The organism is Zobellia alginiliquefaciens, assembly GCF_029323795.1.
Taxonomy (GTDB): Bacteria; Bacteroidota; Bacteroidia; order Flavobacteriales; family Flavobacteriaceae; genus Zobellia; species Zobellia alginiliquefaciens.
This window is the reverse complement of sequence record NZ_CP119758.1, coordinates 391,352-415,796: the sequence shown is the minus strand read 5'-3', so window position 1 is coordinate 415,796 and position 24,445 is coordinate 391,352. Positions and strand designations below refer to the sequence as shown.

At 39.6% G+C, this 24,445-nt stretch carries 19 protein-coding genes; 8 read left to right on the top strand and 11 right to left on the bottom strand.

Going from position 1 to position 24,445, the window contains the following annotated elements; translation table 11 throughout:
* Positions 1-5 precede the first annotated feature (5 nt).
* The 11 genes from P0077_RS01725 to P0077_RS01675 all read right to left on the bottom strand — a co-directional run bounded on the left by P0077_RS01725 (position 6) and on the right by P0077_RS01675 (position 13,968).
* Positions 6-2,087 carry a glycoside hydrolase family 127 protein gene (locus P0077_RS01725; RefSeq protein ID WP_276167460.1) on the bottom strand — a complete coding sequence of 694 codons (2,082 nt, stop codon included), beginning with the start codon at positions 2,085-2,087 and terminating at the stop codon, positions 6-8.
* Positions 2,088-2,340: 253 nt separating this feature from the next.
* Positions 2,341-2,493, bottom strand: a complete 153-nt coding sequence (locus P0077_RS01720; protein WP_276167459.1) for a hypothetical protein — start codon at positions 2,491-2,493, stop codon at positions 2,341-2,343.
* 132 nt (positions 2,494-2,625) lie between these two features.
* Positions 2,626-4,104, bottom strand: coding sequence for an arylsulfatase (locus P0077_RS01715; protein WP_276167458.1), 1,479 nt, complete (start codon positions 4,102-4,104; stop codon positions 2,626-2,628).
* Between the two features lie 39 nt (positions 4,105-4,143).
* Positions 4,144-6,228, bottom strand: a complete 2,085-nt coding sequence (locus tag P0077_RS01710) for a DUF5696 domain-containing protein (RefSeq protein WP_276167457.1) — start codon at positions 6,226-6,228, stop codon at positions 4,144-4,146.
* 26 nt (positions 6,229-6,254) lie between these two features.
* Positions 6,255-6,902: a bifunctional 4-hydroxy-2-oxoglutarate aldolase/2-dehydro-3-deoxy-phosphogluconate aldolase gene (locus tag P0077_RS01705; protein WP_276167456.1), complete on the bottom strand. Its 648-nt coding sequence runs from the start codon at positions 6,900-6,902 to the stop codon at positions 6,255-6,257.
* On the bottom strand, positions 6,892-7,845 hold the full coding sequence (locus P0077_RS01700; protein ID WP_276167455.1) for a 2-dehydro-3-deoxygalactonokinase: 954 nt from the start codon (positions 7,843-7,845) through the stop codon (positions 6,892-6,894). The genes P0077_RS01705 and P0077_RS01700 overlap by 11 nt, the downstream gene beginning before the upstream one ends.
* Positions 7,842-9,308 (bottom strand): aldehyde dehydrogenase family protein, encoded by a 1,467-nt coding sequence (locus P0077_RS01695; RefSeq protein ID WP_276167454.1) that lies wholly within the window; start codon positions 9,306-9,308, stop codon positions 7,842-7,844. Before P0077_RS01695 ends, P0077_RS01700 begins: the two co-directional genes overlap by 4 nt.
* Positions 9,268-10,434, bottom strand: a complete 1,167-nt coding sequence (locus P0077_RS01690) for a mandelate racemase/muconate lactonizing enzyme family protein (protein WP_276167453.1) — start codon at positions 10,432-10,434, stop codon at positions 9,268-9,270. Before P0077_RS01690 ends, P0077_RS01695 begins: the two co-directional genes overlap by 41 nt.
* 35 nt (positions 10,435-10,469) lie before the next feature.
* Positions 10,470-11,477, bottom strand: a complete 1,008-nt coding sequence (locus P0077_RS01685) for an L-rhamnose/proton symporter RhaT (protein WP_276167452.1) — start codon at positions 11,475-11,477, stop codon at positions 10,470-10,472.
* Between the two features lie 146 nt (positions 11,478-11,623).
* A complete protein-coding gene (locus P0077_RS01680; RefSeq protein WP_276167451.1) occupies positions 11,624-12,922 on the bottom strand; it encodes a GntP family permease in 1,299 nt (432 codons plus the stop codon).
* 161 nt (positions 12,923-13,083) lie between these two features.
* A complete protein-coding gene (locus P0077_RS01675; RefSeq protein ID WP_276167450.1) occupies positions 13,084-13,968 on the bottom strand; it encodes an AraC family transcriptional regulator in 885 nt (294 codons plus the stop codon).
* A gap of 282 nt (positions 13,969-14,250) precedes the next feature.
* On the opposite strand from P0077_RS01675, the gene P0077_RS01670 reads away from it, so the two are divergent.
* The 8 genes from P0077_RS01670 to P0077_RS01635 all read left to right on the top strand — a co-directional run bounded on the left by P0077_RS01670 (position 14,251) and on the right by P0077_RS01635 (position 24,404).
* Positions 14,251-15,078 (top strand): polysaccharide deacetylase family protein, encoded by an 828-nt coding sequence (locus P0077_RS01670; protein ID WP_276167449.1) that lies wholly within the window; start codon positions 14,251-14,253, stop codon positions 15,076-15,078.
* A gap of 280 nt (positions 15,079-15,358) precedes the next feature.
* Positions 15,359-18,049: a c-type cytochrome gene (locus tag P0077_RS01665; RefSeq protein WP_276167448.1), complete on the top strand. Its 2,691-nt coding sequence runs from the start codon at positions 15,359-15,361 to the stop codon at positions 18,047-18,049.
* Between the two features lie 9 nt (positions 18,050-18,058).
* On the top strand, positions 18,059-19,165 hold the full coding sequence (locus P0077_RS01660; protein ID WP_276167447.1) for an aldose 1-epimerase family protein: 1,107 nt from the start codon (positions 18,059-18,061) through the stop codon (positions 19,163-19,165).
* Positions 19,146-20,357: a class I mannose-6-phosphate isomerase gene (locus P0077_RS01655; RefSeq protein ID WP_276167446.1), complete on the top strand. Its 1,212-nt coding sequence runs from the start codon at positions 19,146-19,148 to the stop codon at positions 20,355-20,357. Before P0077_RS01660 ends, P0077_RS01655 begins: the two co-directional genes overlap by 20 nt.
* 93 nt (positions 20,358-20,450) lie before the next feature.
* The gene (locus tag P0077_RS01650; RefSeq protein ID WP_276167445.1) at positions 20,451-21,479 is read left to right on the top strand and encodes a sugar phosphate isomerase/epimerase family protein; all 1,029 of its coding nucleotides are present in this window, start codon (positions 20,451-20,453) and stop codon (positions 21,477-21,479) included.
* Between the two features lie 23 nt (positions 21,480-21,502).
* A complete protein-coding gene (locus tag P0077_RS01645) occupies positions 21,503-22,315 on the top strand; it encodes an alpha/beta fold hydrolase (protein ID WP_276167444.1) in 813 nt (270 codons plus the stop codon).
* An 87-nt stretch (positions 22,316-22,402) separates the two neighbouring features.
* Positions 22,403-23,215 carry a sugar phosphate isomerase/epimerase family protein gene (locus tag P0077_RS01640; RefSeq protein ID WP_276167443.1) on the top strand — a complete coding sequence of 271 codons (813 nt, stop codon included), beginning with the start codon at positions 22,403-22,405 and terminating at the stop codon, positions 23,213-23,215.
* Positions 23,216-23,252: 37 nt separating this feature from the next.
* Positions 23,253-24,404 (top strand): Gfo/Idh/MocA family protein, encoded by a 1,152-nt coding sequence (locus tag P0077_RS01635; protein WP_276167442.1) that lies wholly within the window; start codon positions 23,253-23,255, stop codon positions 24,402-24,404.
* Positions 24,405-24,445: the final 41 nt, after the last annotated feature.

Below are 24,445 nucleotides of genomic sequence, written 5' to 3'. Positions count from 1 at the left end.
AAATCCTAATTCCAGATTACAGGTAAGAAAACCGTCATTTCTCCTTGGCCTCTATTGCTCCAAGCGTAGTAAGGTATAAAATTGGTTTTAAAGGATTGGAATTCTGGTTCGCTTACTTCTTGATACATTTCTCCCAACTTGTCCTGACGTAAAAGTATCTCTCCTTCTAGAGTAGTAACACCACCCAGAAAATCAGGTCTAGAGGTAGGTTTTAGTTTTTTATTGGAAGAAAGATAAACATTGGTGATATCTGTATTTTCGGGTAAATCTGCTGATTCTATACAGTACACAACCGGGCCTCTTTTTAGGGCTACTTGGTTACGGACTTCTTCAATGCGAGGGTGTCCTTCTATGAACTTGGTCTCCATGGGCATATCAACAGTAATTTCGTCACCGGCCGTCCATTTTCTTTCGATTTTGACGAAAGTCCCTGATTGCACATTGTCCACCAAAGTCCCATTGACTTTAATTTTAGTTCCTTTAGCCCAACTAGGAATGCGAAGAAGAACTTCAAAGGCGTCAGCTTTACATTCATTGACCGTTATTTTTACCGCACCGTTCCATGGGTAATCTGTCTTTTGGGTCAATTTTATAGTTGAACCATCCAATAATGTAGTATTCAATTCATTTCCACCGTATAGGTTAACGGCAATTCCGTTTTCGGATTTACTATAGGCCCATCCAGGAGATTTTGCAATGGTACGTACTAAGTTCGGTGGGCAACAAAAGCATTTAAGATAGGGTTGTCTTTCAGGAAACTCAACGTTCATTTTTTCATAATCAAGCGCTCCCTCAATTTTACGTAGTGGGTTGGAATAATAATAGTCTTTTCCTTCAAGACTGATGCCCGAGAGTCCACTATTATGCAACACAAGCTCCATAATATCACCGTGTTTGGCATCTCCGGTTAAGGTAAGCATACGGTAATTGAACATGGAATTACAGATGTTGGCACAAGTTTCATTGTAGGCCGTCATATTGGGCATCATATATTCATCAATAAAACCTTCTTCAATCTTATCCAGGCGAGAAGAACGTCCGTAATGAGTTTGACCAATTGCTCCTGTGATGTACATTTTCTTGTTGGTCACGTTGTCCCATAATCTTTCCAACGCATCAATTAGTTCTTTTTCTCCGGTTTCGGCATACACATCGGCAGCACCGGCATAATAGTATAGTGCCAATACTGCATGGCCCACGGCTTCGGTTTCTTCACGAAGAGGAACACGCTCCTGGACCATATCACCAATAGGGTAGCCCTTGGTAGTCTCATCATCTTCAATTTTGTACGTACCTCTCATGTTTATGAATTGTTCCGCTAGTTCTAGATATCGCTTGTCTTTTGTGGTGCGGTACAATTCAACCAAGCCCATAATCTGAGTTTGGTTAAAGCCAAATCGTTTCAAGTGGTCCGGCTTTGGTGAAAAAAGTTTGTAGAGGTAATCAGCGTGTTTTACTGCAATATCTAGAAAATTTGTTTTGCCAGTGAGACGATAATGAATACAGGCACTAGTAAGTAGGTGGCCACTATTGTACAGCTCGTGATATCGTCTATTGGTAAAAGGTTCAATATCCTCGCGAATAATTGCTGGAGTAGAAAGGTACCCGTCATTTTGCTGAGCTTGAGCTATGACGTCTATTATTTCATCTATTTCCTCTACAATTTTTTCATCTTTATTTACACCGTAGATATACATTTTGGCTTCCATCCACTTGTAGAAATCGCCATCATGCCACCAAAATCCTTTGTGTTCCCCTTCTTTTAATCCAGCAGCGATTTTAAAGTTATTGTAACCGTGGCCTATGTCTCCTTTTAGGATTTCGCCCATATGCGGAATCATGGTTTCTTCGGCAACTTTCCATTTTTCGGCCCAGAAACCTTCTGTCCATTTACAATCGCCAATGTCAATACTTTTTAGTTTTACATGCGGACTATTTGTATTGTTAATAATGCCTTTTCCTGAATCCAAATTGGCGGCGTAGTCCTTGGTATTCGTTCCCTCTGAAGATTGATGTTGATCAGTTGTATTTTGCTTGCAGGAAAGCAAGGTGAGAAAAATGCAAAGGATGAAGCTGAGTTTTTTCATAATCCGAAAATTTATATCGCACGATGCTCTTTTGTTGGTTTGTTGAGAATTCACATAATTAAAATGTGAAAGTTATAAAGCAGCGCAGCATACAAATTAAGGGCAATACAAGAAAAAACAATTCTTAGATTTTATCTAGTTGTAGCATTATTTTAGCCTTATTTGTTAATAGATAAGCTAAAACGTGGTACTTAAGTGCGGCTTGATGAGGTTTGAAAATATAAATACAGCTATGTAGTCAAGCTTGTAAATATTAGTCAATACGTTCTACATCAACAAATAAAGGACCTTTTGCTAGTCTTTCCGTTTTTAGGAAAGCGTGTAAATTTCCTTTTCCTTCGGGAAGGGTAACCTCTTTAAAAACTACTTTCTTCTGGTTTTTAGTTACGGGAAGTTCTAAATGCACATCTTTATATTTTAGATGGGCTATACCATCTTTTTCTAGAGTAGGAAGGTCAAAGCTAAAGTTGTAAATTCCGGCTTCAGTTGTAACGCGCCAGTGACCTAGATCGTTTTTGGAAATTACCCTAGGACCTCCTCAATCAAACTGAGATAAATTTGTGGAACGTTGTATGGCGTTACCAAGATAGATGCGTTGTATTCCTTTGGAGTCTCTTTCTTCGGTAACTTCGTCAAACCAGTTTTCATAACGGGCTAGAAGGTTCTCTACAATTTCAGGGTGATTCTTGGCTATATTTATACGTTCGCTTGGGTCGTTCTCAACATCATATAATTCAAGGTTGGCCAGTACTTCTTTTAGTTCTTCGTCTTTAGGTTGATAGAGAATATGGTGCGGGTCATCATGCGGGCTTACCAATTTATACTTCTGGGTACGAACGGCAAAATGCATGTATTTAAAGACAGTTGGGCCGTAATGCATTTCCCTATCTCCAAAGTCTGTTTTTTCATTTTTCCATAGAGGAAGAAGAGATTTGCCATCTAATTTAATATGTTGAGGTGCCTCAATTTTACAGACGTCCAGTATGGTCGGTAACACGTCTATGACTGCACCCATAGTACTTTTCTGTTGTGATTTTTCAATCTTTTTTGGCCATTGAACAAAGAAAGGTACGCGTATTCCACATTCGTACACACTGGTCTTTGTACCTCTTAAATTAGATACCCATCTACCCGGATAAACATCATTTTTAGTACGACGGTGTCGTGGACCATTGTCCGAAAGAAAAATAACAAGTGTGTTATCTGCGATGCCTAATTTTTTTAATCGCTTTAAAACACGCCCTACATTGGCATCAATATTATCGATCATGCCGTAGGTACGCGCATTATCTTCATGCAGGCCTATTTTTCTATACGGGTCTACTTTTTCATTTGGAACTTCCAGTGGAAAATGCGGTAGGTTGGTAGCTAGGTACGTGAAAAACGGTTGGTCACTTTTTTTGCTGATAAAATCCAGAGCAGCATCGGTAAAGATATCATCACAATAACCTTTGTATTTTTTAGATTCATTATTGTGTTCAAGGATGGGGTCAAAATACGTGTTTCCGGCGGGGCCTGCAGCTTGACCAATGCCACCTCCTTTATGTACCAAAGCTTCTTGAAACCCTTGGTCTGTTGGTCGCATAGGAGCATTATCACCCAAATGCCATTTACCGAATATTCCCGTGCGATAGCCGTTCTTAGCTAAAATTTCCGCTAGGGTTTCTTCCGAAGTATTCATAAAGTGGTCTACTTGGGTAACACCCGTAACTCCTGTGCGGTACGGGTAACGGCCCGTTAAAATTGCAGCTCTAGTGGCGGAACAGTTGGGGTACGAAAAAAAATGGGTCATTTCGAGCCCTTGTTTCCCTATCTCTTCAATATGAGGAGTTTTTAAATAGGGATTACCATGAGAACCTAAGTCGCCATAACCTTGATCATCCGTAAGCATGATCAAAACGTTAGGACGGTTTTGTGCCGAAAGAAAAGTGGTGCTGCAAAGAAGTGTAAGTAGAAAAAACGTAAAGAAAATGGTGGTATCTTTGGTCTGCTTAAATTTTACTGTAACATTCTTCATAATAATCTGCCACTTTATTTCCGTTGCAAGAAGCTCACCTTAATCCATATGCAGGCTCACTTGAAAATGACCGGTCTTAATACTACCATCTTTCATCTTAATTCTATATCCGTAACCGGGAATAGAAATACCTCCTTCTATTTTTTGAGTTACCGGACCTAAATTGGCAACCACTTCGGTGCCGCTGGAAAAGCGACTTCTTTGTACTTTGTAGTCTGCGCTCAGGTATTCATGGTTCTTTAATTCAGAATAGAAGGTTTCCTTATGCACCGGACTGACTAAGTCTCGTGCCATTTCAACCATTGGGTACATGCCCTCAAATTCATAAGGAGAAAAGAAAATAGTAGTTCCCCTACCAAATAACATGCTTCGTAGAGCTTTGATTCTAAAATCGCCATTAGCGGTAACCTCATTGTCCGGGTCTTGGATTTTTCCGAAGTTGGCTATAGCTTCATGGTACACCAGGTTGAAAAGAGGGGCAGGGTGGGAGATAACCGAAAGTGGGCGATCTTCCAAATACGTCATCCCTTCAAACATGTCAAAATAAGGAATCCATTGTTCTTGACCGTGCTCCGTACCGTTTACCAAATTAAAACTGTCTATGTATTTGGCCAGCTCAATACGGCCCTCCTTACCTTTTTCCCGATAAGCGGCAAAAGTAATATCCGTAATATCGGCCTCTAGGCCTAAATAAGATATCTCGTTTTCAATATTTTCTTGGGCCAAACCTTTTTGGAATTTAGGGTCTACACGTCCCCAGCGGCTACCGGTATTCATCAAGTTTCCTTCGGCATCACGCTGCATAAGGTCGGTCGTGAAATTTGGGTCGTTCTCCAACATGGGGGAATAAGCGTGGTAGGAAGAGTATAAATAGCCATATGATTTCGCTAAACTTACTGCAGCTTTCAACTTTTCCGGTCCACCTAACGCATCGCTGATAGGGTGGTTGTGTGGCACAAAATTGGAGAAAGTTCCCCAGGCGTGAACAAAAGCTTTATCCACTTTTAAATCGTCATGAATGGTTTGGATAATATTTTTCAACTCATCAAACGTAAAGGCCATTCCGGGCATATTTACATAGTGTGGATACCCCCCATAAACTCCAAAGTAAATAGCTCCGGGCAGTTTGTCTACGTTCGGGTTTCTTTTTAGTTTTTCTTTTAGGGAAACAAAATGCCCTCGGTTTTTAGCCTCTTTTTGATATACTTTGGTCATATCTACATAATCTCCGCCGGGAATAAAATGGTAGCTCATACGCATCTTACCTTTTTCTTCTTGTAAATTCCAAACGGGGTCAAGAAAGGCAATGCGTTGGTAGGTAGACATTTTACCCTTAAAAAGATGCTGTCCGTTATTGTTAATATTGTATTGCATACGCGGACGGGCGGAAACGTCAACAATACCCATGACCGCAGATTTTTGATTATACGTTCCCCACCACGGCATAGTCAACCCGGTACCGTTATTGAATAATTCTAAAGAACCTATGGATTTTCTGTTGTAGGTAGCATCGTCCCACTTGCAAAACCTGCCTCCGTTCATTGGGAAAATATAGGAAGGACAGATTATGCCCTGTTTCTGAGGAATAACTGCCGCTCCTTTGTCTTCATCCATTTTTAAACTGAAAGCTCGCGCGGGGTAACGTAAATCCGATAGTTTAAAGTTGCCCGCTTTCGTTTCTATAACTTCAGTATCTAATTGCGCTGTTTTTGGGTCCAGTCTTAATTCTGTAAAAATGGATACACCAGTGGCGGTGGAACCATCTTCAAGAACCGGGTCAATAAATTTAATGGATACAGTATTATTGGCAGTTTTTGAAACTTCAATTTTCTTGCTCTTGGAAATGTTAACGGTCTGTTTCTTTCCTTTAGAATCGGTCAAGGTCAATAGACCCGCGGCATTTTCCCACGGGTCTGATTTCCAAACATGGCCGGAAGTCTTTTCGGTTACCGAGAAGCATCCCGTTGCCTCATCAACACTGACATTCAATTTTTCATTTTCTAAAACAATAGATTTGATAAGATCAGAACCACCTGTGTCCCATGCAAGAGCGTTAAAAAAGGTTAGCCCAGTAATTACCAGAAACAAGAAGGTTTGTTTTACCGTGTGTCTATTGTTTTTCATTTTTTAAATTATTGATTGTGTAAACTTTATTCTTTAATAAAATCTTTGATCTCATTTTTCATTTTGGCAAAATGCTTTTCCAAATCGGCATAGTTTTCTTCACGAATCATCTTTTTATCGAAAAGTGCACTTGCCAAACCGGCACCAACAGCCCCTGCTTCAAAAAATGATTTTATATTGTCTACGGAAACACCGCCGGTAGGTAAAAGTTTTATTTCATTAAGTGGTGCCAAAACGTCTTTTATGTATTGAACGCCCAACTGCGTTGCAGGAAATACTTTTACGGCAGAAGCGCCCCAAGACCATGCTTTGTGGATTTCAGTAGGTGTATATGCTCCTGGAAAAATAGGAACTTCATTTGCCACGCAATGTTTAATGACTTCTTCGTCAATAATAGGGGTTACAATAAATTGAGAGCCGGCATCTAAAGCCACTTTTAAATCTTCCATAGTACAAACCGTTCCTGCTCCTACATTAAGCTCCGGGTACTCTTTGGCTAAAGTTGTAATGGTTTTAGCAACCTGTGGGGAGTTCATGGTAATTTCAATAGTATAGAAGCCGGTCTTTATATATGACGGAATGATTTTAAGAACCTCTTCCGTTGTGAGCCCTCTTAAGATTCCTACTATTGGGTTCTGATTGTATTTATCCCATGAAAATGAATTATTCTGCATAAGTCCGTAATATTTGTTGTTGTCCTGTTAGTAATGCTTTTTCTAATATTTGCTCCTCAAAGCAAACAATTTGTTCTGCTGGTAAAAATGATTCAAGGGCTAACTTGTAGAGTACACCATGGATACCGCTTGCTGCTAGGAAAATAGTTTCATTTTTATCTTTTAAACTGGCTAGTTCCCCGCCAATCATTAGGCCGGATAAAAAATAAAAGTTTTGTTCACCAGAAACTTGGTTGATCAAGGTGTTCGCTCTAATTGAAAACAAAGATTGCATCTGTTGTTCCGATAGTCCTTTTTTAACTCCTTTTAGGAACATATCCTGAAAAGATACATCCCATGCAGTTGGGTGTAAAGAAGCGGATAGAATCGTGTGCTTGCTAATAGTGTCAAAAAGTTCACCGGTCATGTATGTGGTGAAATCTTTAAAAACACCTGCTTCAAAGGTTATGTGTTTACAATGTGTGCCAGGCAGTAACAAAACACCCTTATCATATTTTGAAAGTTCCACAGACAACCCGATAGCCTGAATTTCTTCGCCTCGCATAACATCTGCATTGGTTTTGGCTCCGGAAACTAACAATAGATCAGGCATATCATCAAAAGAAATATATTTGCTAATTACCCCCTTTCCATTAAAGGCTAAAGGCATGTTTGCGTAATCCAATTCATGCATGCCAATAGAGGACGAAAGCATTCCGGATGCAACAATGCAAGAGTCATTACTTATGGCACTGTCCAATATTTTAATCTGGTTTTTTAAATATTCGGTAAAAAACTGATCCTGGGTTAATTTTGATTGCGCGTTAAACTCCTGAAAACATTTTTTAATGCCCATATCCGTCGAGTGTTCCGATAGGATTTTGAGGGATTCAGTGTCTATTAAGCGCAGTCTAAAATTGGTTGTGCCCCAGTCGCAACTAATAAATTTTTCTGGTAATTTCATTGAAGTTGTAAGGCTTTGGTTACTCTTTTTTTCGCAAGATAATCATCTAGCGCATATGTAGAGCAATCTACGCCAATACCACTATTTTTCACTCCACCGTGCGGCAGGTATATGTCATATTTCACTCCATTAAGCTGAACTTCACCGAATTCTAGGCGGTTCGCAAAGAATTCCAAAGTGTCATTATTTTTAGAAAAAACGTAAGAAGCTAGCCCGGCATCCGTATTATTGGCCAGATCAATTACTTCTTCTTTTGTTTTAAATGGAACAATAAGTGCAACAGGACCAAAAATCTCATGTTGAAGGATTTCAGAATCATTTTCTTTAAAGGTGATTACCGTTAGTTCAAAATAAAAGCCGGGACCATCTACAGCCTTGCCTCCGTAACGTAGTTGCCCGCCTTGTTGAACGGCTTGTTGCACTATATCTTTAACTTTTACAACCGATTGTTTATTGGTCAATGGACCCATATCCGGCTTATTCTCACGACCGAAACCTAATTTGGTGGCTTTGAATTTTTCTACCATTCCAGTGGTAAAATCTTCAATGAGTGATTCGTGAACAAAAAAGCGGTTTGGAGCTACGCAAATTTGTCCGCTGTTTCCAATTTTTAGTGCTGTTCCTATGTTTACGGCCAATTCTAGGTCTGCATCTTCACAAACGATGAAAGGAGCATTTCCGCCGCACTCCATACTGTATCTTTTTATGGATGTTTTTGCACTTTGTGCGATAAGTTTCTGTGCAGTTTCCGTAGAACCGATCATGGTAATCAACCTTGGAATTGTACTCTCGCAAAGCGGAACCCCAACCTCTTTTACATCTCCGCAAAGCACGGTTATGACTCCCTTTGGGAAATTAATTTCGGCACACAACTCACCAATAATATAAGCTGATAAAGGAGAAAATTCAGAAGGCTTTAAAATGATGCTAGAGCCGGCAGCCAAAGCAGGACCTAGTTTAAAACCAAGGTTTAAAAGAGGGAAGTTATATGCCAAAAAGGCAACGGCAACGCCCAAAGGTTGTGATACAAAATGGTGTTCGTGAGTCCCTTCTTTATCCTCTAAAGGAATATCTGAACGTTTTATAATCTCTTCTGAATAGTATTGTAATGAGTTGGTAATACTGGTCAGGTCTTCTTCGGAGCCTTCCCAAGTTTTACCCATTTCATGCATGATACTTTCACGCAATAAATCGCTATTTTCAATGATTTTATTTCGAAGCTTACTAATCCAGCTTAAGCGCTCCTCAAGAGGAAGTACTGACCAACTTTTGAAGCCTTCCTGAGCACTTTTTAAAGCTCTTTCCGTATCGGCTGCACTTGCCCAAGCAATAGTCGCAGTGGGTTTTTCATCTGCTGGACAGATAACTTCAAAGGTTTTTTTATCAGAGGCTTCAACAAGCTCTCCATTTATATAAAGCTTTTTATGACCGAATTTTAGTTGCTCCATCTTTATGTATTTCATTATCTAAATAACATTCTAATTTGTCCATGTCAACATCTACCCCTAAACCTGGTGTGCGGGGTACTTCTAAATGTCCATTTTCAATTTTGATATTTTGCAGGGTTACCTCGTCGCGCAAAGCATTTTCAGTCCTGTCAAGTTCCATTGTTGGAAGGTCGTTGTACATTCTACCAGGGTTCTTGTCCAAATTGGCTACTAGGTGCACGGCAGCACTTATGGCAATCCAAGTGCCCCAAGTATGGGGTACCACATCTTTGTTATAAGCCTGTGCCAATGTTGTAATTCTTTTGGTCTCCGTTAATCCTCCGGTAGCGCAAATATCAGGTTGCGCTATATCTACGGCATCATTATCAAAAAGACGTTTAAAACCGAATTTCAGATACTCGCATTCACCGCCAGCAATTGGGACGGTAGTGTTTTCTCTAAGTCTCCGGTAACCGTCATAATCTTCTGGAGAAACAGGTTCCTCAAACCAGGAGATGTCATATTGTTCAGATTTCCTGGCCAGTTCAATAGCCTCTTTATAACAATAGGCATGGTTGGAATCTATCATTAACCGCATATCGGGACCAATGGCCTTTCGTATGGCGGCTATATATTTTAAGTCTTGCTGAATGCCTAGGCCAACTTTCATTTTTGTTGCTTTGAACCCTTGCGATTTATACAACAAAGCCTCTTCCACCAAAAGTTCCTCAAGATTCTCACTTCGGGTAAAATACAGTCCTGTGGCATATGGTTCGATAATCGGGTTTTTGATACCTCCCAATAATACAGAAACCGGTTGATTTAAAAGCTTTCCTTTAATATCCCAGAGCGCTACATCTATCGCACTAATCGCTGCTTGGAGTGCTCCACTACGAGCATAGTCCATGGACCTTCTGTACATTTCCTGCCAAAGAGTCTCATTTTCCAATGCATTTTTCTCCAATATAAAAGGTGTGAAAAAGTCAATACCGGCTTTAATTACCGCTGCAGGACCGTAACCTTCTCCCCATCCGTAAGTGCCATCTTCCAAGGTTATTTTTACGATACAAATCTTCCTAGTATCATATTGCCATTGGGAAAAATAGAAGGGTGTATCAAGAGTATGTGTGATAACAAAAGGCTCTATTTTCTTGATTTTCATAATTTAACGTGCTTGTAGTTTAAAGAAATGGTGGTTTAATAATTGGCGTATCCTAAAATACAAATAGCAAAAATCAGTACGGCCAAGCCCCCCAGTAAAATTTTAAAAGGCTTTTGGGCATTTTTCCATTCACCTTCCCGATAGCCCCAAATATTACTAATGATCAAAGCGAGCCCTAAAAGTATGGGCCAGCCTACAACCGGACCTAAATTGCCCATAAGAGCAGCTCCTTGACCGTAAACGCCAAGTGCCGCAAACCAGAAAATACCAGCCACAACGGCCCACCTCAAAGCTTTTCCTTTATTAGGAATTGCAAAGGCATTCCATGATTTGTTTTTTATGAAAAGGTAAAGAGCGTATCCTCCGTTCATGGCAAAAGCGCCCAATAAGACCACTACCCATGAGGCCAAGCTGGCATCTTGGGTATCTATTGCGTATTCGTTTACGGCAACGGCTGCGACAGGGGCGGCGTTTGAAAAGCCAATATTAAGAAAGGCGGACAAAACCCCTGAAGCTACAGCTATTAATACACCAACTTTTATAGATTTACTTGTTGTTGACGAATTGCTGTGCAGTTTGTCTCTTTGAACTCCGGCAACTGCCGTAATGGCTACCCCCACTAATAGCAACGCCACACCCAACAGGATGATAGGAAAAGAGGGTTGGTCAAATGCTCCGTCTATTTGGAATAACGGAATGATAGAACCTACCGATGCTGCAAGTCCCATAACAATACCATAGGTAATGGATATACCGGTTTTTTCAACACTAACCCCAAACAGAATACCTCCAATACCCCATAAAAAACCATAAAACGCAGCTAGGAACAAAGTGTTCCTAGCTGTTTGGGAAATGATTTCAAATAGGTTAGGGATAACAATTAGAGCCCAAATCATGGGAAACAATATCATTGCCGTAAACGTGTGGACAATCCACCAAGCTTCCCATTTTAAAGGTGCTATATGTTTCATTCCTAATCCAAAAGTTCCTTGAAAGAAGCTGGCGAATAGTATTAAAACAATAGCCAATAGATAAGTATCCATGTATTTTGTTCTGTTTTGTTGATGTTCAGAAAATGAGGGTAGATGTATTCAAATCCTCTTGTGCTACAAAGAAAATTGAATATGATGCAGATGGATTCTCGAATTTTACCCTAGTATAACATTATTTTATCCGTGTTGATTTAGGGTTAGAGTTGTGTTATGTAATATAAAGCCAACACAAGAAGTCCGCCACTTAAGGCAACCACACCGGATAGTAGACTAAAAGATTTTAATAAGCGAGATACGGAAACATCGTGTACTTCTTTAAATAACCAAAAGAAGCTACTGTTTACATGTATAATACCTAAAGAACCCGCTCCAATTGCTGCCGCTGTAAAGGTTGGGTGTAAAGTACCATTGGAAACTAATGGGGCAACAATAGATGCGGTAGTTATAAGCGATACCGTGATGGAACCAGTTACCGTAGTGAAGAGAAAACTCAAAATAAAAGGTATAACGATACCCATAGCGGCAATATCTCCCACATCCGAAAACATAGACCCCACTATTTCTGTGTCTTTTATTACCTGTCCAAATGCACCTCCTGTACCGGTAATTAAAATAACAATAGCCGATTTCTCCCCAGAAGTCTTAAAAAATGTATTTAAGCGGGTAGAAAAGTCTTTTCTGGGTAATAAGGGAAGTGCAAAAAGTACACCTATGAGCAGTGCCCAGACAGGATTTTTTATAAATTCAATATATCCATTTTTTAATGGGAAAATAGTGCCTATGGACATAAGGAATAACGGCACCAACAAGGCTGCAAAGGGCAATACTTTTTTGAAACCTTTCAGCTCTTTTGTTTGTGCTGTTTCAATGGTTTGCTCAGGTAAATGGATGCTGAGGTTTTTCTTATTGAACTTAATCCACAATAAACCTCCAGCTATGGCAGCTAAGGCTACCACAATGTTAACGGGTATCATATCGCCTATGTTTATCTCAAGAATAGCTGCTACTGCAAGAGGACCAGGAGTAGGAGGTATAAGAGCATGGGCAACGGTAAGACTAATGGCCAAAGAGAGTCCGAGGGTCAAAACGGAATGCCCGGATTTTTTAGACAGAACGAATATGGTGGGCAAGAGGGTCAGATACGCTACATCCATAAAAACAGGTATACCGATTAAAAACCCAATAACAGCCATACTCAATGGTAGGTACTTTGTGCCGAATAAGTTAATTATGGTATTCGCTATAACATCGGCGCCACCGGTTTGAGCAAGAATTTCACCTAACAAAGTGCCAAAAAGAATTATTAGGCCTATCCACTTTAAAGTGTTGCCAAAACCACTTAACAAACTTTCGGTGACCAGTTCTACGGAACTGCCTGTGGTTAGTCCTAAAATAAGTCCCGAAATTAAAAGTGCGGGAATAGGATGTACTTTAAAAACCGTAACCGCCACGATAAGTAATACAATACAAAGAAGTAAAAATAGAAGGCTGGTCACGTGGTTAAAATTAAGTTAGATCTGCGGAGGTAATGGTATCCAAACAAAATTAAAAGAAACCTAGGCTTGCAGACAAGCGTACATTAACCAATACAGGCACTATTGTAACCTTGGAAGTAATGTTACAGGTAAGTTAGTGTGTCTAAGGTTTTGCATTCAGGTTACACCAACTCTTTTTTCTCGTTATATTTCTGCATGTATTCGGTTGGGGTAATATCCATAAGTGCTTTAAATTGTCTGTTGAAATTTGTAAGTGTATTAAAGCCCGATTGATAGCAAACGGTTGAAATCTGCATTTCGCCCTCAATTAAAAGCTTGCATGCATTTCGTAAACGAATTTCATTTAAGTATTGTGTAAACGATTTTCTTGTTTTCTTTTTAAAGTACCTGCAAAAGGCGTTCGGGGTCATATGTGCAATAGAGGCAATCTGCTCTAGTTCTATTTTTTTTTCAAAATTTTCGGTCAGGAAATTTATGATTTTGCGCATTCTGTCCTTCTCGTTATTATTGTAGGTATTCGCAATTACTTCAGAACAAAGCAACTCATAATTTTCACTAATGGATAAGGTATCCAGAATTTTCAAAAGTCCTACAATGCTTGATAGTCCTTGGTCACCAACCAGTCCCAGAATAAGGTTGTGTACCATATATGTTACAGATTCTGAAAATTTTATTCCTCTATCTGCCCGTTGCATAAGACTTTTTAATCGTTTTGATTCTGCAAGGTCTAGAAAGTCGCTCCCTAAAAAGTGAGGTTCAAACTTTATGACAATGAGGTTCACAGCTTCAGTTTCCTGCTGGTCGTTGTAATACTCTTTATGGTTTCTGAATAGATGGGGAATATTACTTCCAATAAGATAAAGTTCTCCGGGTTCAAAGCTTCCTATAGAATTACCAACGTAGCGCGTTCCCGTACTTTTAATGAAGTAAATAAGTTCAAGCTCTTTATGGAAATGCCAATTCTGTTCAATACATGGTAATCTATCTTGTCTCGCTAAAAATGAATTTTCAGGGCGTTTTTCAGTTTGTTTGTACGTCAGCTTCATAGTCTCTTTCAATTTTATTATCCAGATTTTTCAAGTGCACGTTTCGACTTTAAAAATTTAGATATTCGTTGTTTTGTCAATATAAGATTCCCATAAAGATATAAAATTACCTGAAATAATATCAATTATTAATTTTTGGAGATAGAATAGTGTAGGTGTGTTGCGCTAGTTTTATCAATTTGATATGATAAATGTTAGCTGATATTCTTTTCTTAAATTTCTGCTTAGTTACTCTAAAATCTTCATTCTATTTACATCCCTATTCCTTTATAATTATTCATTATGAAAAAGAGCAAACATCTAATTATTCATGCCGATGATGCCGGCCTGTGTCATTCTGAAAATAGAGCAACAATGGAGGCCCTAAAAAAAGGTATTGTTAACTCATGCAGTATTATGGTCAATTGTCCTTGGTTTTATGAGATGGCAGAATTTGCTAGAGAAAATCCATTTTACGATTATGGAATTCACCTTACATTAACTTGTGAATGGGAAAAATACAAATTTGGGCCGGTATTGCCAGTCTCGGAAGTTCCGAGTTTGGTGGATGAAAACGGATATTTTTATAGAAATCGAGATTTAGTAAGGGAACATGCTGTGGTGTCGGAAGTAAAAAAGGAACTTGTAGCTCAAATAGAGAGAGGGTTGAGGTTTGGGATTAATCCGAGTCATATTGATTCACATATGTATAGTCTTGGGGCAAGAGAAGACTTATTTGAAGTGTACAAAGACTTAGGGAAGGCATATAACATACCTGTTTTATTGAATAGGGAACTTATGGAAATGGTTGGGTTGGATTGCAACCAGAATCTTAGTGAAGAAGACTTGGTAATAGACAAAACACATTATGGAAACTTTGATTATTTTAAGGAAGGAAAATTAAAGGAGTATTACACCAGTGTTTTTGATAATCTGGTTGATGGTGTTAATCTCATATTAATTCACCCAGCCTTTGATGATGCAGAAATGAAAGCTATTACTATTAATCATCCAAATTTTGGTTCTGAATGGAGGCAAATCGATTTTGACTATTTTACAAGTCAAGAATGTAAATCAATTTTGGATGATAGGAATATTACACTTATAAGTTGGAAAGATTTGAATAAATAAAATGGTATTTATTTGTATGCTTACAACTTTATATATCCTCTGATTTTATGATTTTTCAGCTATTTCCATGACACTCAGTTTTATAAGAGCAATTTTTCGTTTATAATCTAAATTGGGCAGTACACTACAGGATAGTAAAGAAAAAATGCTTCACTAGTTTTAGGCTCCTAGAAGCGGACATTGTCAAGTGTAAAACTGGCAGTACTTTACAAACAAATCAACTTGATCAAAGGTATATTATGTTTTGCTGATAGGAAAACCATTTAAACAAGAGAAAGATATGACCTTTAGAATTATGAAAATTTACACCTCCTTTCTCTTGATGTTCTTTCTTGTGATGCTATCAGCATCGTGTACTTCGGATAAAAAAAGTACAAATGAATCGGTTGAATCCGATAATCCTAAAATAGCAAAGCTGAAACTCCAGTCCGGTTTTAGTGCGGAACATTTGTACAGTCCGGGAGATAATGAAATGGGGTCTTGGGTAGCCATGACTTTCGATAATAAGGGAAGGTTGATTACATCTGACCAATATGGTGCTTTGTATAGAATGGAAGTTGCAGCTATAGGAGCGGACAACCTTACGCCAAAAATTGAAAAGCTTAAAATTCAAACAGGAACGCAAGTAGCGGATTCTGTTATACAGATGGGTTACGCCCAAGGTTTGCTGTATGCTTTCAATAGCCTTTATGTAATGGTAAACCATAGGGGAAGTGATGATTTTGAGAAAACTAGCGGTCTTTATCGCTTACAGGATACAGATAATGATGATGAGTATGATAAAATAACACTTCTGAAAAAGCTGAACGGGGCAGGGGAACATGGGCCTCATAGTATAGTTCTTTCTCCTGACGAGAAGTCGCTTTACGTGATTGCGGGAAACCATACGGATTTACCGGAGATGGATGGATACCGGCTATCTAATAACTGGAAGGATGATAATCTTTTTCCGCAGATTAAGGATCCACGTGGTCATGCTAATGACCGTGGAGCGCCGGGAGGCTGGGTAGCTAATCTTGATCCTGAAGGAAAAAACTGGGAGCTTGTAGCTTCAGGATTTAGAAACCCCTTTGATTTAGATTTTAATGAACTGGGTGATATGTTCGTCTATGATTCGGATATGGAGTGGGATTTAGGAATGCCTTGGTATCGCCCAACTCGCATATGTCATGTGACAAGTGGTGCCGAATTTGGATGGCGTACGGGTAATGGAAAATGGTCCGCTGCCTATCCTGATAATTTACCTCCGGTACTAAATATTGGTCAGGGTTCGCCAACAAATGTTTTGAGCGGAAAAGGAGCTAAGTTCCCTGAAAAATATCAACATAGCATATTCGCTTTTGACTGGAGTTTTGGAATTATTTATGCCATTGAAATGAAAGCAAATGGTTCGTCTTATGTGGGTGACAAAGAGGAGTTTTTATCGGGAATTCCACTTCCGCTAACAGATGGGGTTATTGGCCCGGATGGTGCTATGTATTTTATGACGGGAGGGCGCAGGTTAGAATCGGACTTGTATCGTGTATACTACAGTGACCAAGAAAACTTAAAAGCTTCTGTGGCAGAATTAGAACTGACGGAAGAGAACAAAATTCGTAAAAAACTTGAAACCTTTCATGGCGAACCACAAGATGAAGCTGTAGCTTTCGCTTGGCCTTATTTAAATAGTAAAGATCGTTTTATTCAATATGCAGCTCGTATTGCCGTAGAACATCAACCCGTAAGCACTTGGCAGGAAAAAGTGTTTTCAGAAACCAATGCTGTACGTAAAATTCATGCGGCTGTTGCTTTGGCAAGACAAGGGGATAAAAGTCAGCAAGACCAAATCATAAACTCTTTGGTAAACATAGATTATGTAAGTCTTTCGGAGCAGGATCAGGTGGATTTGGTTCGAGCTATTGAATTGACTTTATCCCGTTTCGGTAAGCCTAATGCCAATATAAAGAGGGAAATAAGTACTTACCTTTCTAATCATTATCCTGCGGATACAGATGTGTTGAACCAATTGTTGAGTAAGACCTTGGTGTATGTAGAGGACCCTTCCGTAGTGTCCAAAACATTGGCGCTATTAGAGTCGGAAGAAGGTGAAAATGCCTCCGTTATGGCTAACACGGCCACAGAAGCGGCCGATCTAATATTGAGAAACCCTCAGTATGGGATGGACATTGCCGAAACGCTAAAAAATATGCCTTTAGCACAGCATACATATTACGGATTGGTTTTACAGGATGCAACTACAGGCTGGACACCGGAATTGAGGGAGCGATATTTCCAATGGTTTTACAAAGCCTTCTCCTATAAGGCAGGTCGCAGTTATATAGGGTTTATAGATAAAGCTAGAAAAAAGGCTTTGACTCATGTGGCTGAAAATAAAAAAGAATTTTACAATCAAATGTCCGGAGATTCTTTACTTAGTAAATCTGGGAATTCATTGGTCTCAAATGCTATTCAGCCAAAAGGCCCCGGTAAAAGATGGGAAGAAAAAGATATTGAACCTTTATTGGCTGATGGTTTAAGTGGAAGAAATTATGAAATAGGCCGAAACATGTTTTTAGCTACCAATTGCATCACTTGTCATAGTATGGGTGGTGAAGGTCAGAATATTGGTCCAGAGCTGTCTCAGATTGGTACACGGTTCTCACCGGAAGATATTCTTAGGGCTATCATAGACCCTAGTGATGTAATATCGGACCAATACAATACGACTGTATTTTCATTAAATGATGGAAATTCTATTGTTGGCAGGTTGATAAGTGAAGAGGGAGAAGAATACAAAGCTTCTCAAAACCCATATGCTCCGGATATTATTCGGACAATTCCTAAGAGTGAAGTTACTAATATAAAGATGTCTTCGGTTTCATTGATGCCACCAGGGACGATTAATCGTTTGAGTGATGAGGAAGTAAAAGATTTATTGGCATATCTTATTTCTGGTGGTAATTCTGAAAACGAACTTTTTGCAAAAGAATAGAATCCATCCATGTCTATTGAAAATGAAATACATAGGGGAAAAGATAAGATTGGCAATGCCGCTCAGGTTGGCGGTATTGAAATCTCTGTCCTGGATAATGGGTTAGGTCGTGGTACACGCATTGCATGGATAAATACGGGAACAGGTCTTAGGTATAAGGTGGTCATAGATCGAGCAATGGATATTGCTGATGCTTTTTACCATGCGCATAGTTTGGCGTGGTTAAGTCAGACGGGTGTTGTTCCTGCCGATCGGTTTTCTGATAAAGGAATGGGGTGGATACGCAATTTTGGAGGGGGACTTTTAACCACCTGTGGGTTGTCTCACGTGGGAGGACCGGAAGACGATGAAAATGGAAAAAGAGGGCTTCATGGCCTTATCAGCAATACCCCTGCAGAAATAGTATCCATTGTTCAACCAGATCCAGTTGTGGGAAAAATGGATATGAGTATCACGGGAATCATTCGAGAGACTCAGGTTTTTGGACCAAATTTGGAATTAAAAAGAACTATTTCCGGCACATTGGGAGAAGCAAAAATAACGATACGGGATGAGGTTGTGAACCGAGGTAATCAAGTGGCGCCGCACATGCTTTTGTATCATGTAAATTTTGGTTGGCCTTTGATAGATGAGGGAACCGATTTACTTTGGAAAGGAGATTGGAAATCTCCAACACCGGATTCAGAACAAAAAATATTCAAAGAGGGCAGTAATTTTCGTAAGTGCCCGGCACCCATGGATGCACATTCGGGCACAGGAGAGGATGTCGCTTTTATTGATGTAGAAGCTGATGCTTCCGGAAATTGTGAATGTGGAGTTTACAATGAAAAGCTGAACTTGGCGGTAAAGCTCCAGTTTCCTAAAAAGCAATTGCCTTGGTTGGTCAATTGGCAACATTGGGGCAAAAATGAATACGTAGCGGCCTTGGAGCCAGCGACCAATCCGCCTATAGGCCAGAAAAAGGCAAGGGAAGAAAATAGTCTTATTTTTTTGTCTCCCAACGAAAGTAGGAGCTATATCCTAGAATTAGAAGTGCTATCACCAGAAAAAATAAAATCATTTATAACATCTTTTTATAAAATAAATATAGAATACTATGGCAAATTCATCGGCTAAAAAGGCTTTGGAACAAGGACAAGGAATTTTACGTTTGGCACCAACATGGGTACCGCGTTCTTTTTGTGTTCCGGGTAGAAGAATAAAATTACACCCAGATGATTATTATGTGCTAGGGGGAGAGCGTGGAGGAATAGATGAACGTTGGTTTTCTTCAACGACACCTGCAGAAAACGGGCCGTTAACCGGAGAAAACGAAGGTTTAAGTCCAGTTGTTTTTGAAGAAGATGGTAAAGAAGTCCAGATTCTTTTAAAAGATGTTATTGACGAATTAAAGGGTGAGGTTATTGGTGACCGTCTATGGGATGAATACCAAAGCTGGCCTATGTATTCCAAGTTTTTTGATAACATGGGGCCGTTGCCACATCACATTCACCATAATGATGAGCATGCTGCTAAAATTGGTCAAAAAGGAAAGCCGGAAGCCTATTATTTTCCACCTCAAGTAAATAACCATGGTGGTGATTTCCCTTATACGTTTTTCGGGATAACTCCGGGTACAACTAAAGAAGAGATTAAAGAATGCCTAAAGAATTTTACAAAAGGCGATAATAAGATAACCAACTTTTCCTCGGCTTTTAGATTGGAACCGGGAACGGGTTGGGATGTGCCACCAGGAATGCTTCATGCGCCAGGCAGTATGTGTACCTACGAGCCACAAAAGGCATCTGATGTATTTGCAATGTACCAGTCTTTGGTAAACGAAGCTATTATTCCTGAGGAACTGTTGTGGAACGGAACACCAGAAGACCGAATGGGAGATTTTGACCAATTGATGGAGGTAATAGACTGGGAATTGAATACGGATCCAAATATGCTAGAAACCCGTTTTATGAGACCTATTCCCGTAAAACCGCTAGAAGAAATGGAAGCTGAAGGGTATGTTGATAAATGGATCTGTTATCGTTCGGATGCGTTCAGTGCCAAAGAATTAACCGTGTTGCCAGGCCAGACAGTAACTATAAAAGATAGTGCATGCTACGGAATGATTATGATGCAGGGGCATGGTAAAATGGGCGTTTGGGATATTGAAACTCCATCACTTATAAGATATGGACAATTAACTCATGACGAATATTTCGTATCCGAAAAAGCTGCAAAAGAAGGTGTTACTATCGTAAATCATAGTAAAACGGACCCTATTGTAATGCTAAAACACTTTGGACCTAAAAATCCTGACCTTAAATTATAAATAAACCGTATTTTAGAGCAAGTGTATTTTTTACGTTTATAAAGATGCGCTAAATTTAGAAAACAGATACGTTTAATTTAAAAGTACAGAAGTATGAAAGACAACACTTTTCCAAAACTCCACAATGCCTCTTGGCCTGGTATTGTTGGTAAAGGACCAGATTCAGAGCCACCTATTTCATTTGATCAGATGCTTAAAATGACTGCTGACGCAGAGGTAGATGGCGTTAAGTTTGACGGAATAGATATTGGGTTATTTGATCCACATGTTGATATTCATAGTTCTGATGATGACATAAAAAGATTGGCCGATAAGGTTGCCGGTTATGATCTAAATATTGGAACCATGGTAGCTCCCATATGGGGAGGCCCAACCTTAGGTTCGGATGAAGACCGAAAGACTTTTGTGGCAATGGTACAACGTGCATGTCATTTTGGTAAAATATTTAGGGAACATGGCGTACGGCAATACGGGGTTATTAGAATTGATTCTGCTTCAGGACCGGATGCTTGGTACAAAGACCCGGTAAATAGTACCAAAATAATTACCAAAACATTTCAGGAAGCCTGTGATGTAGCTGCTGACTATGACGAAAAATTAGCTGCGGAAGGTGAGATTTGCTGGGCAGGAATGCATAGTTGGAAAGTCATGGTAGAAACTTTGGAAGCTGTAGACAGACCTAATATTGGTTTTCAGGCAGATATGTCCCACACCTTATTGTATTTATTGGGGTATAACGCGCCTGAACATAGAATTTTACCTGAAAATTTTGATTGGTCAGATCGTAAAACTTTGGAAGCCGGTCTCAAAACAGTTACCGACGCTTTACGACCATGGACTATAGATTTCCACGTTGCTCAAAATGATGGAACGGTACACGGAACGGGATCTCATGATAAGACCGGACGCCATTGCTTGGCTACGGATCCAAACGGTAAATTAGATGTTGCGAAGGACGCAGGCTATTGGTTGCGTGATGGAAATGGAGAGTTGACCAAAGCCTTTAAACATATTTGTTGGGATGGGTGCATGTTTGACAATGATGTGATGTTGAAACAACAGACTTGGAACGATATTTTAGCAACCCTTATTGAGGTGCGTACATTACATGGATGGAGTTAACTAACAAATAAAAAGAGAAGACTATGTCATTTGTTACAGTTAACGGAATACAAGTATACTACGAAACTAGAGGTCCAGTTGATGGAAAACCTCTCTTGTTAATAATGGGAATTACCGCTGCTAGTGCAGTATGGGAAAAACACGTTTCGTATTGGGAAAAAGAATATTACTGCATACTTTTTGATAACCGAGGAGTTGGTTTATCGGACAAACCAGAAGGTCCTTATACAACCGCTCAGATGGCCGATGATAGTGCAGCATTGTTAGATGCATTACATATATCAAATGCAGCGGTAGTCGGTGTTTCTATGGGAGGTTCAATTGCTTTGCAAATGGCCATTAGGTACCCAGAAAAGGTTTCCGCTATGGTGGCTATGTGTCCATGGGCAAGTTGCGATAAAAAAGGAGAAGCTATTTTTAGGCATATTACACATATTAAGGCACATCTAAGACCGGAGCAGTTTGCACATTTTATGCAATTGCTCATTTTTGACAAATCTACGTTTGATGATGATGCAGAATATGCAGGGTTATTGGAAGGACAGAAAGGTGCGGCTTTAGAAGCTATTCAGCAACCATTACACGGACTGGAAGCTCAAGCTGAAGCCTGTATCAATCATAATGTGGTTGATCGGTTGTCGGGAATAAAATCACCAACACTGGTTATAGGAGGTAAGCAGGATATGTTCGTGCCGGAATGGATGGTGCGTGAGGTAGCCAATGGCATTCCAAACAATGAGCTTCACCTGTACGATAATGCAGGTCACGCTTTCCATTGGGAGAAATTAAATGATTTTAACCCAAGGGTATTGAATTGGTTAAAAGCCAACTATTAAGTCAGGTTATGTTCAGAACGTATGTAAATAATTCGTATCGTTTTGGAGTATATGACTCATCCAATCCTAATAAAAAATAATATTACAATGTCAAAAATAAAAATTGGTTGCGAGACCTATACCTGGGCAATGTCCGGTGAAAAATATAAAAACAAATTAGATCATATAATAGAAGTAACCTCTAAAGCAGGATTTAAAGGTATTGAGCCTGATACTGGTTTTATGAACGGGTTTACAGATCCCAAAGTTTTCAAGGAGACTTTGGATAAAAATAATATTGAATTGTCCGTCCTGTGTCATGTCGAAGATTGGAGAAATCCAAAGGAAACTGATGCGGAGAAAAGAAATGCCGATCAATGGATCGAATTTATGAAGCATTTTCCTGAAGCAATATTATTGCTGGTGCAAATGCCAGGACAAGATCGTGAGCATTTAAAGGAAAGGCAACAGAATCTATTGACCTGCGTAAATGAAATTGCCGCAAGGGCCGCTGGTGAAGGAGTGATATGCTCATATCACCCTAACTCTCCCATGGGTTCTATATACAGAACCGAGGAGGACTATAAAATTTTGTTGAACGGCCTGGATAGTAATGTAATAAAATACACGCCGGATGTTGGGCATATGGCCAAAGGCGGTATGGATCCATTACCTATTATAAAACAGTACCGGGAATTGGTGAACTGCGTGCATTATAAAGACATGTACGATAATGGTAAATGGGCTGCAATGGGCGATGGAGTTATTGATTTTAAAGGTATAACATCGTATTTAAAGGAAACCGATTTTGAAGGTTGGATAATTGTGGAAGATGAATGTGATGCTGCAATTACTGATCCGGACGGAATTACTTTTCAAGATGGAATCTATATAGAAGAAGTATTGAGACCCTTAATATAAATAGTTAGAACATTTTTAAATATTAAAATTGATTGAGATGGCACACACAAAAGAACTCCGAATAGGATTGATAGGTACAGGTTTAATGGCGAGAACGCACACCAACGGGTATAAGCGTAGTGGTGATTTTTTTCCTGAACTGGAATATCGGCCGGTCTTAAAAACGGTGTGTGCCCGAACTGAGGAAAAGGTAAAGGCTTTTGCCGAGCAATGGGGTTTTGAATCTTATGAAACCGATTGGAAAGCGGTAATTGCCAGAGATGATATAGATGCTGTTGATATATGCACACCCAACCATATGCATGCGGATATTGCTATTGCTGCAGCCGAGGCTGGTAAAATGGTTCTTTGTGAAAAACCTTTGGCCCGTACAGTTGCTGAAGCACAACCAATGGTAGATGCTATTAAAAAAGCCGGTGTAGCGAATACGGTTTTTTATAATTACCGACGTGTACCTGCTGTAACTTTAGCCAAGCAAATTGTAGATTCGGGCAAGTTGGGAAAGATATTCCATTACAGGGCCAACTTCTTGCAAGACTGGACCATTAATCCAGAACTGCCGCAAGGAGGTGAAGCTTTATGGCGTTTAGACGCAGAAGCGGCAGGTTCAGGGGTGACGGGCGATCTCTTGGCGCATTGTATAGACAGTGCTATGTGGTTGAACGGAGCAATTAAAGATGTATCTGCCGTAACGGAAACTTTTATTAAAGAACGTGTGCACCAAGGAACGGGCGAAGTCAAAAAAGTAACGATTGATGATGCCTGTATTTTTCATTGTCATTTTGAAAACGGTGCTCTTGGACTTTTTGAAGCAACACGATACGCACGGGGTCATAAAGCGTTAAATACACTAGAGATAAATGGGGAACACGCTTCTTTACGATGGGATTTACATGATATGAACTATCTTGAAATGTATGATCATGCAGACGATGCTATAGTAAGAGGTTGGAAAAGAATTTTGATTACGGATAGTGACCAACCGTATATGGATAAATGGTGGATACCAGGAACATCTATTGGGTATGAGCATTCGTTTGTTCATCAAGTAGCAGATTTCCTAAAAAGTCTAGAGACAGGAGAACCTTGTGAGCCATCCTTTGAAAATGCTTTAATGACACAAAAAGTGTGCGAAGCGGTCATTAATTCGGCTAATTCCAAAAGCTGGAAAGATACAGGTTTGGTTTAAAAATTTACAACCTGTCCTTTTTACAATAAAGAATCCCGCTA

Bases quoted from the DNA above. Each gene is read 5' to 3' on its own strand.
- P0077_RS01725 (WP_276167460.1), bottom strand. From the start codon at position 2,087: ATGAAAAAACTCAGCTTCATCCTTTGCATTTTTCTCACCTTGCTTTCC.
- P0077_RS01715 (WP_276167458.1), bottom strand. From the start codon at position 4,104: ATGAAGAATGTTACAGTAAAATTTAAGCAGACCAAAGATACCACCATT.
- P0077_RS01710 (WP_276167457.1), bottom strand. From the start codon at position 6,228: ATGAAAAACAATAGACACACGGTAAAACAAACCTTCTTGTTTCTGGTA.
- P0077_RS01705 (WP_276167456.1), bottom strand. From the start codon at position 6,902: ATGCAGAATAATTCATTTTCATGGGATAAATACAATCAGAACCCAATA.
- P0077_RS01700 (WP_276167455.1), bottom strand. From the start codon at position 7,845: ATGAAATTACCAGAAAAATTTATTAGTTGCGACTGGGGCACAACCAAT.
- P0077_RS01695 (WP_276167454.1), bottom strand. From the start codon at position 9,308: ATGAAATACATAAAGATGGAGCAACTAAAATTCGGTCATAAAAAGCTT.
- P0077_RS01690 (WP_276167453.1), bottom strand. From the start codon at position 10,434: ATGAAAATCAAGAAAATAGAGCCTTTTGTTATCACACATACTCTTGAT.
- P0077_RS01685 (WP_276167452.1), bottom strand. From the start codon at position 11,477: ATGGATACTTATCTATTGGCTATTGTTTTAATACTATTCGCCAGCTTC.
- P0077_RS01675 (WP_276167450.1), bottom strand. From the start codon at position 13,968: ATGAAGCTGACGTACAAACAAACTGAAAAACGCCCTGAAAATTCATTT.
- P0077_RS01670 (WP_276167449.1), top strand. From the start codon at position 14,251: ATGAAAAAGAGCAAACATCTAATTATTCATGCCGATGATGCCGGCCTG.
- P0077_RS01665 (WP_276167448.1), top strand. From the start codon at position 15,359: ATGACCTTTAGAATTATGAAAATTTACACCTCCTTTCTCTTGATGTTC.
- P0077_RS01660 (WP_276167447.1), top strand. From the start codon at position 18,059: ATGTCTATTGAAAATGAAATACATAGGGGAAAAGATAAGATTGGCAAT.
- P0077_RS01655 (WP_276167446.1), top strand. From the start codon at position 19,146: ATGGCAAATTCATCGGCTAAAAAGGCTTTGGAACAAGGACAAGGAATT.
- P0077_RS01650 (WP_276167445.1), top strand. From the start codon at position 20,451: ATGAAAGACAACACTTTTCCAAAACTCCACAATGCCTCTTGGCCTGGT.
- P0077_RS01645 (WP_276167444.1), top strand. From the start codon at position 21,503: ATGTCATTTGTTACAGTTAACGGAATACAAGTATACTACGAAACTAGA.
- P0077_RS01640 (WP_276167443.1), top strand. From the start codon at position 22,403: ATGTCAAAAATAAAAATTGGTTGCGAGACCTATACCTGGGCAATGTCC.
- P0077_RS01635 (WP_276167442.1), top strand. From the start codon at position 23,253: ATGGCACACACAAAAGAACTCCGAATAGGATTGATAGGTACAGGTTTA.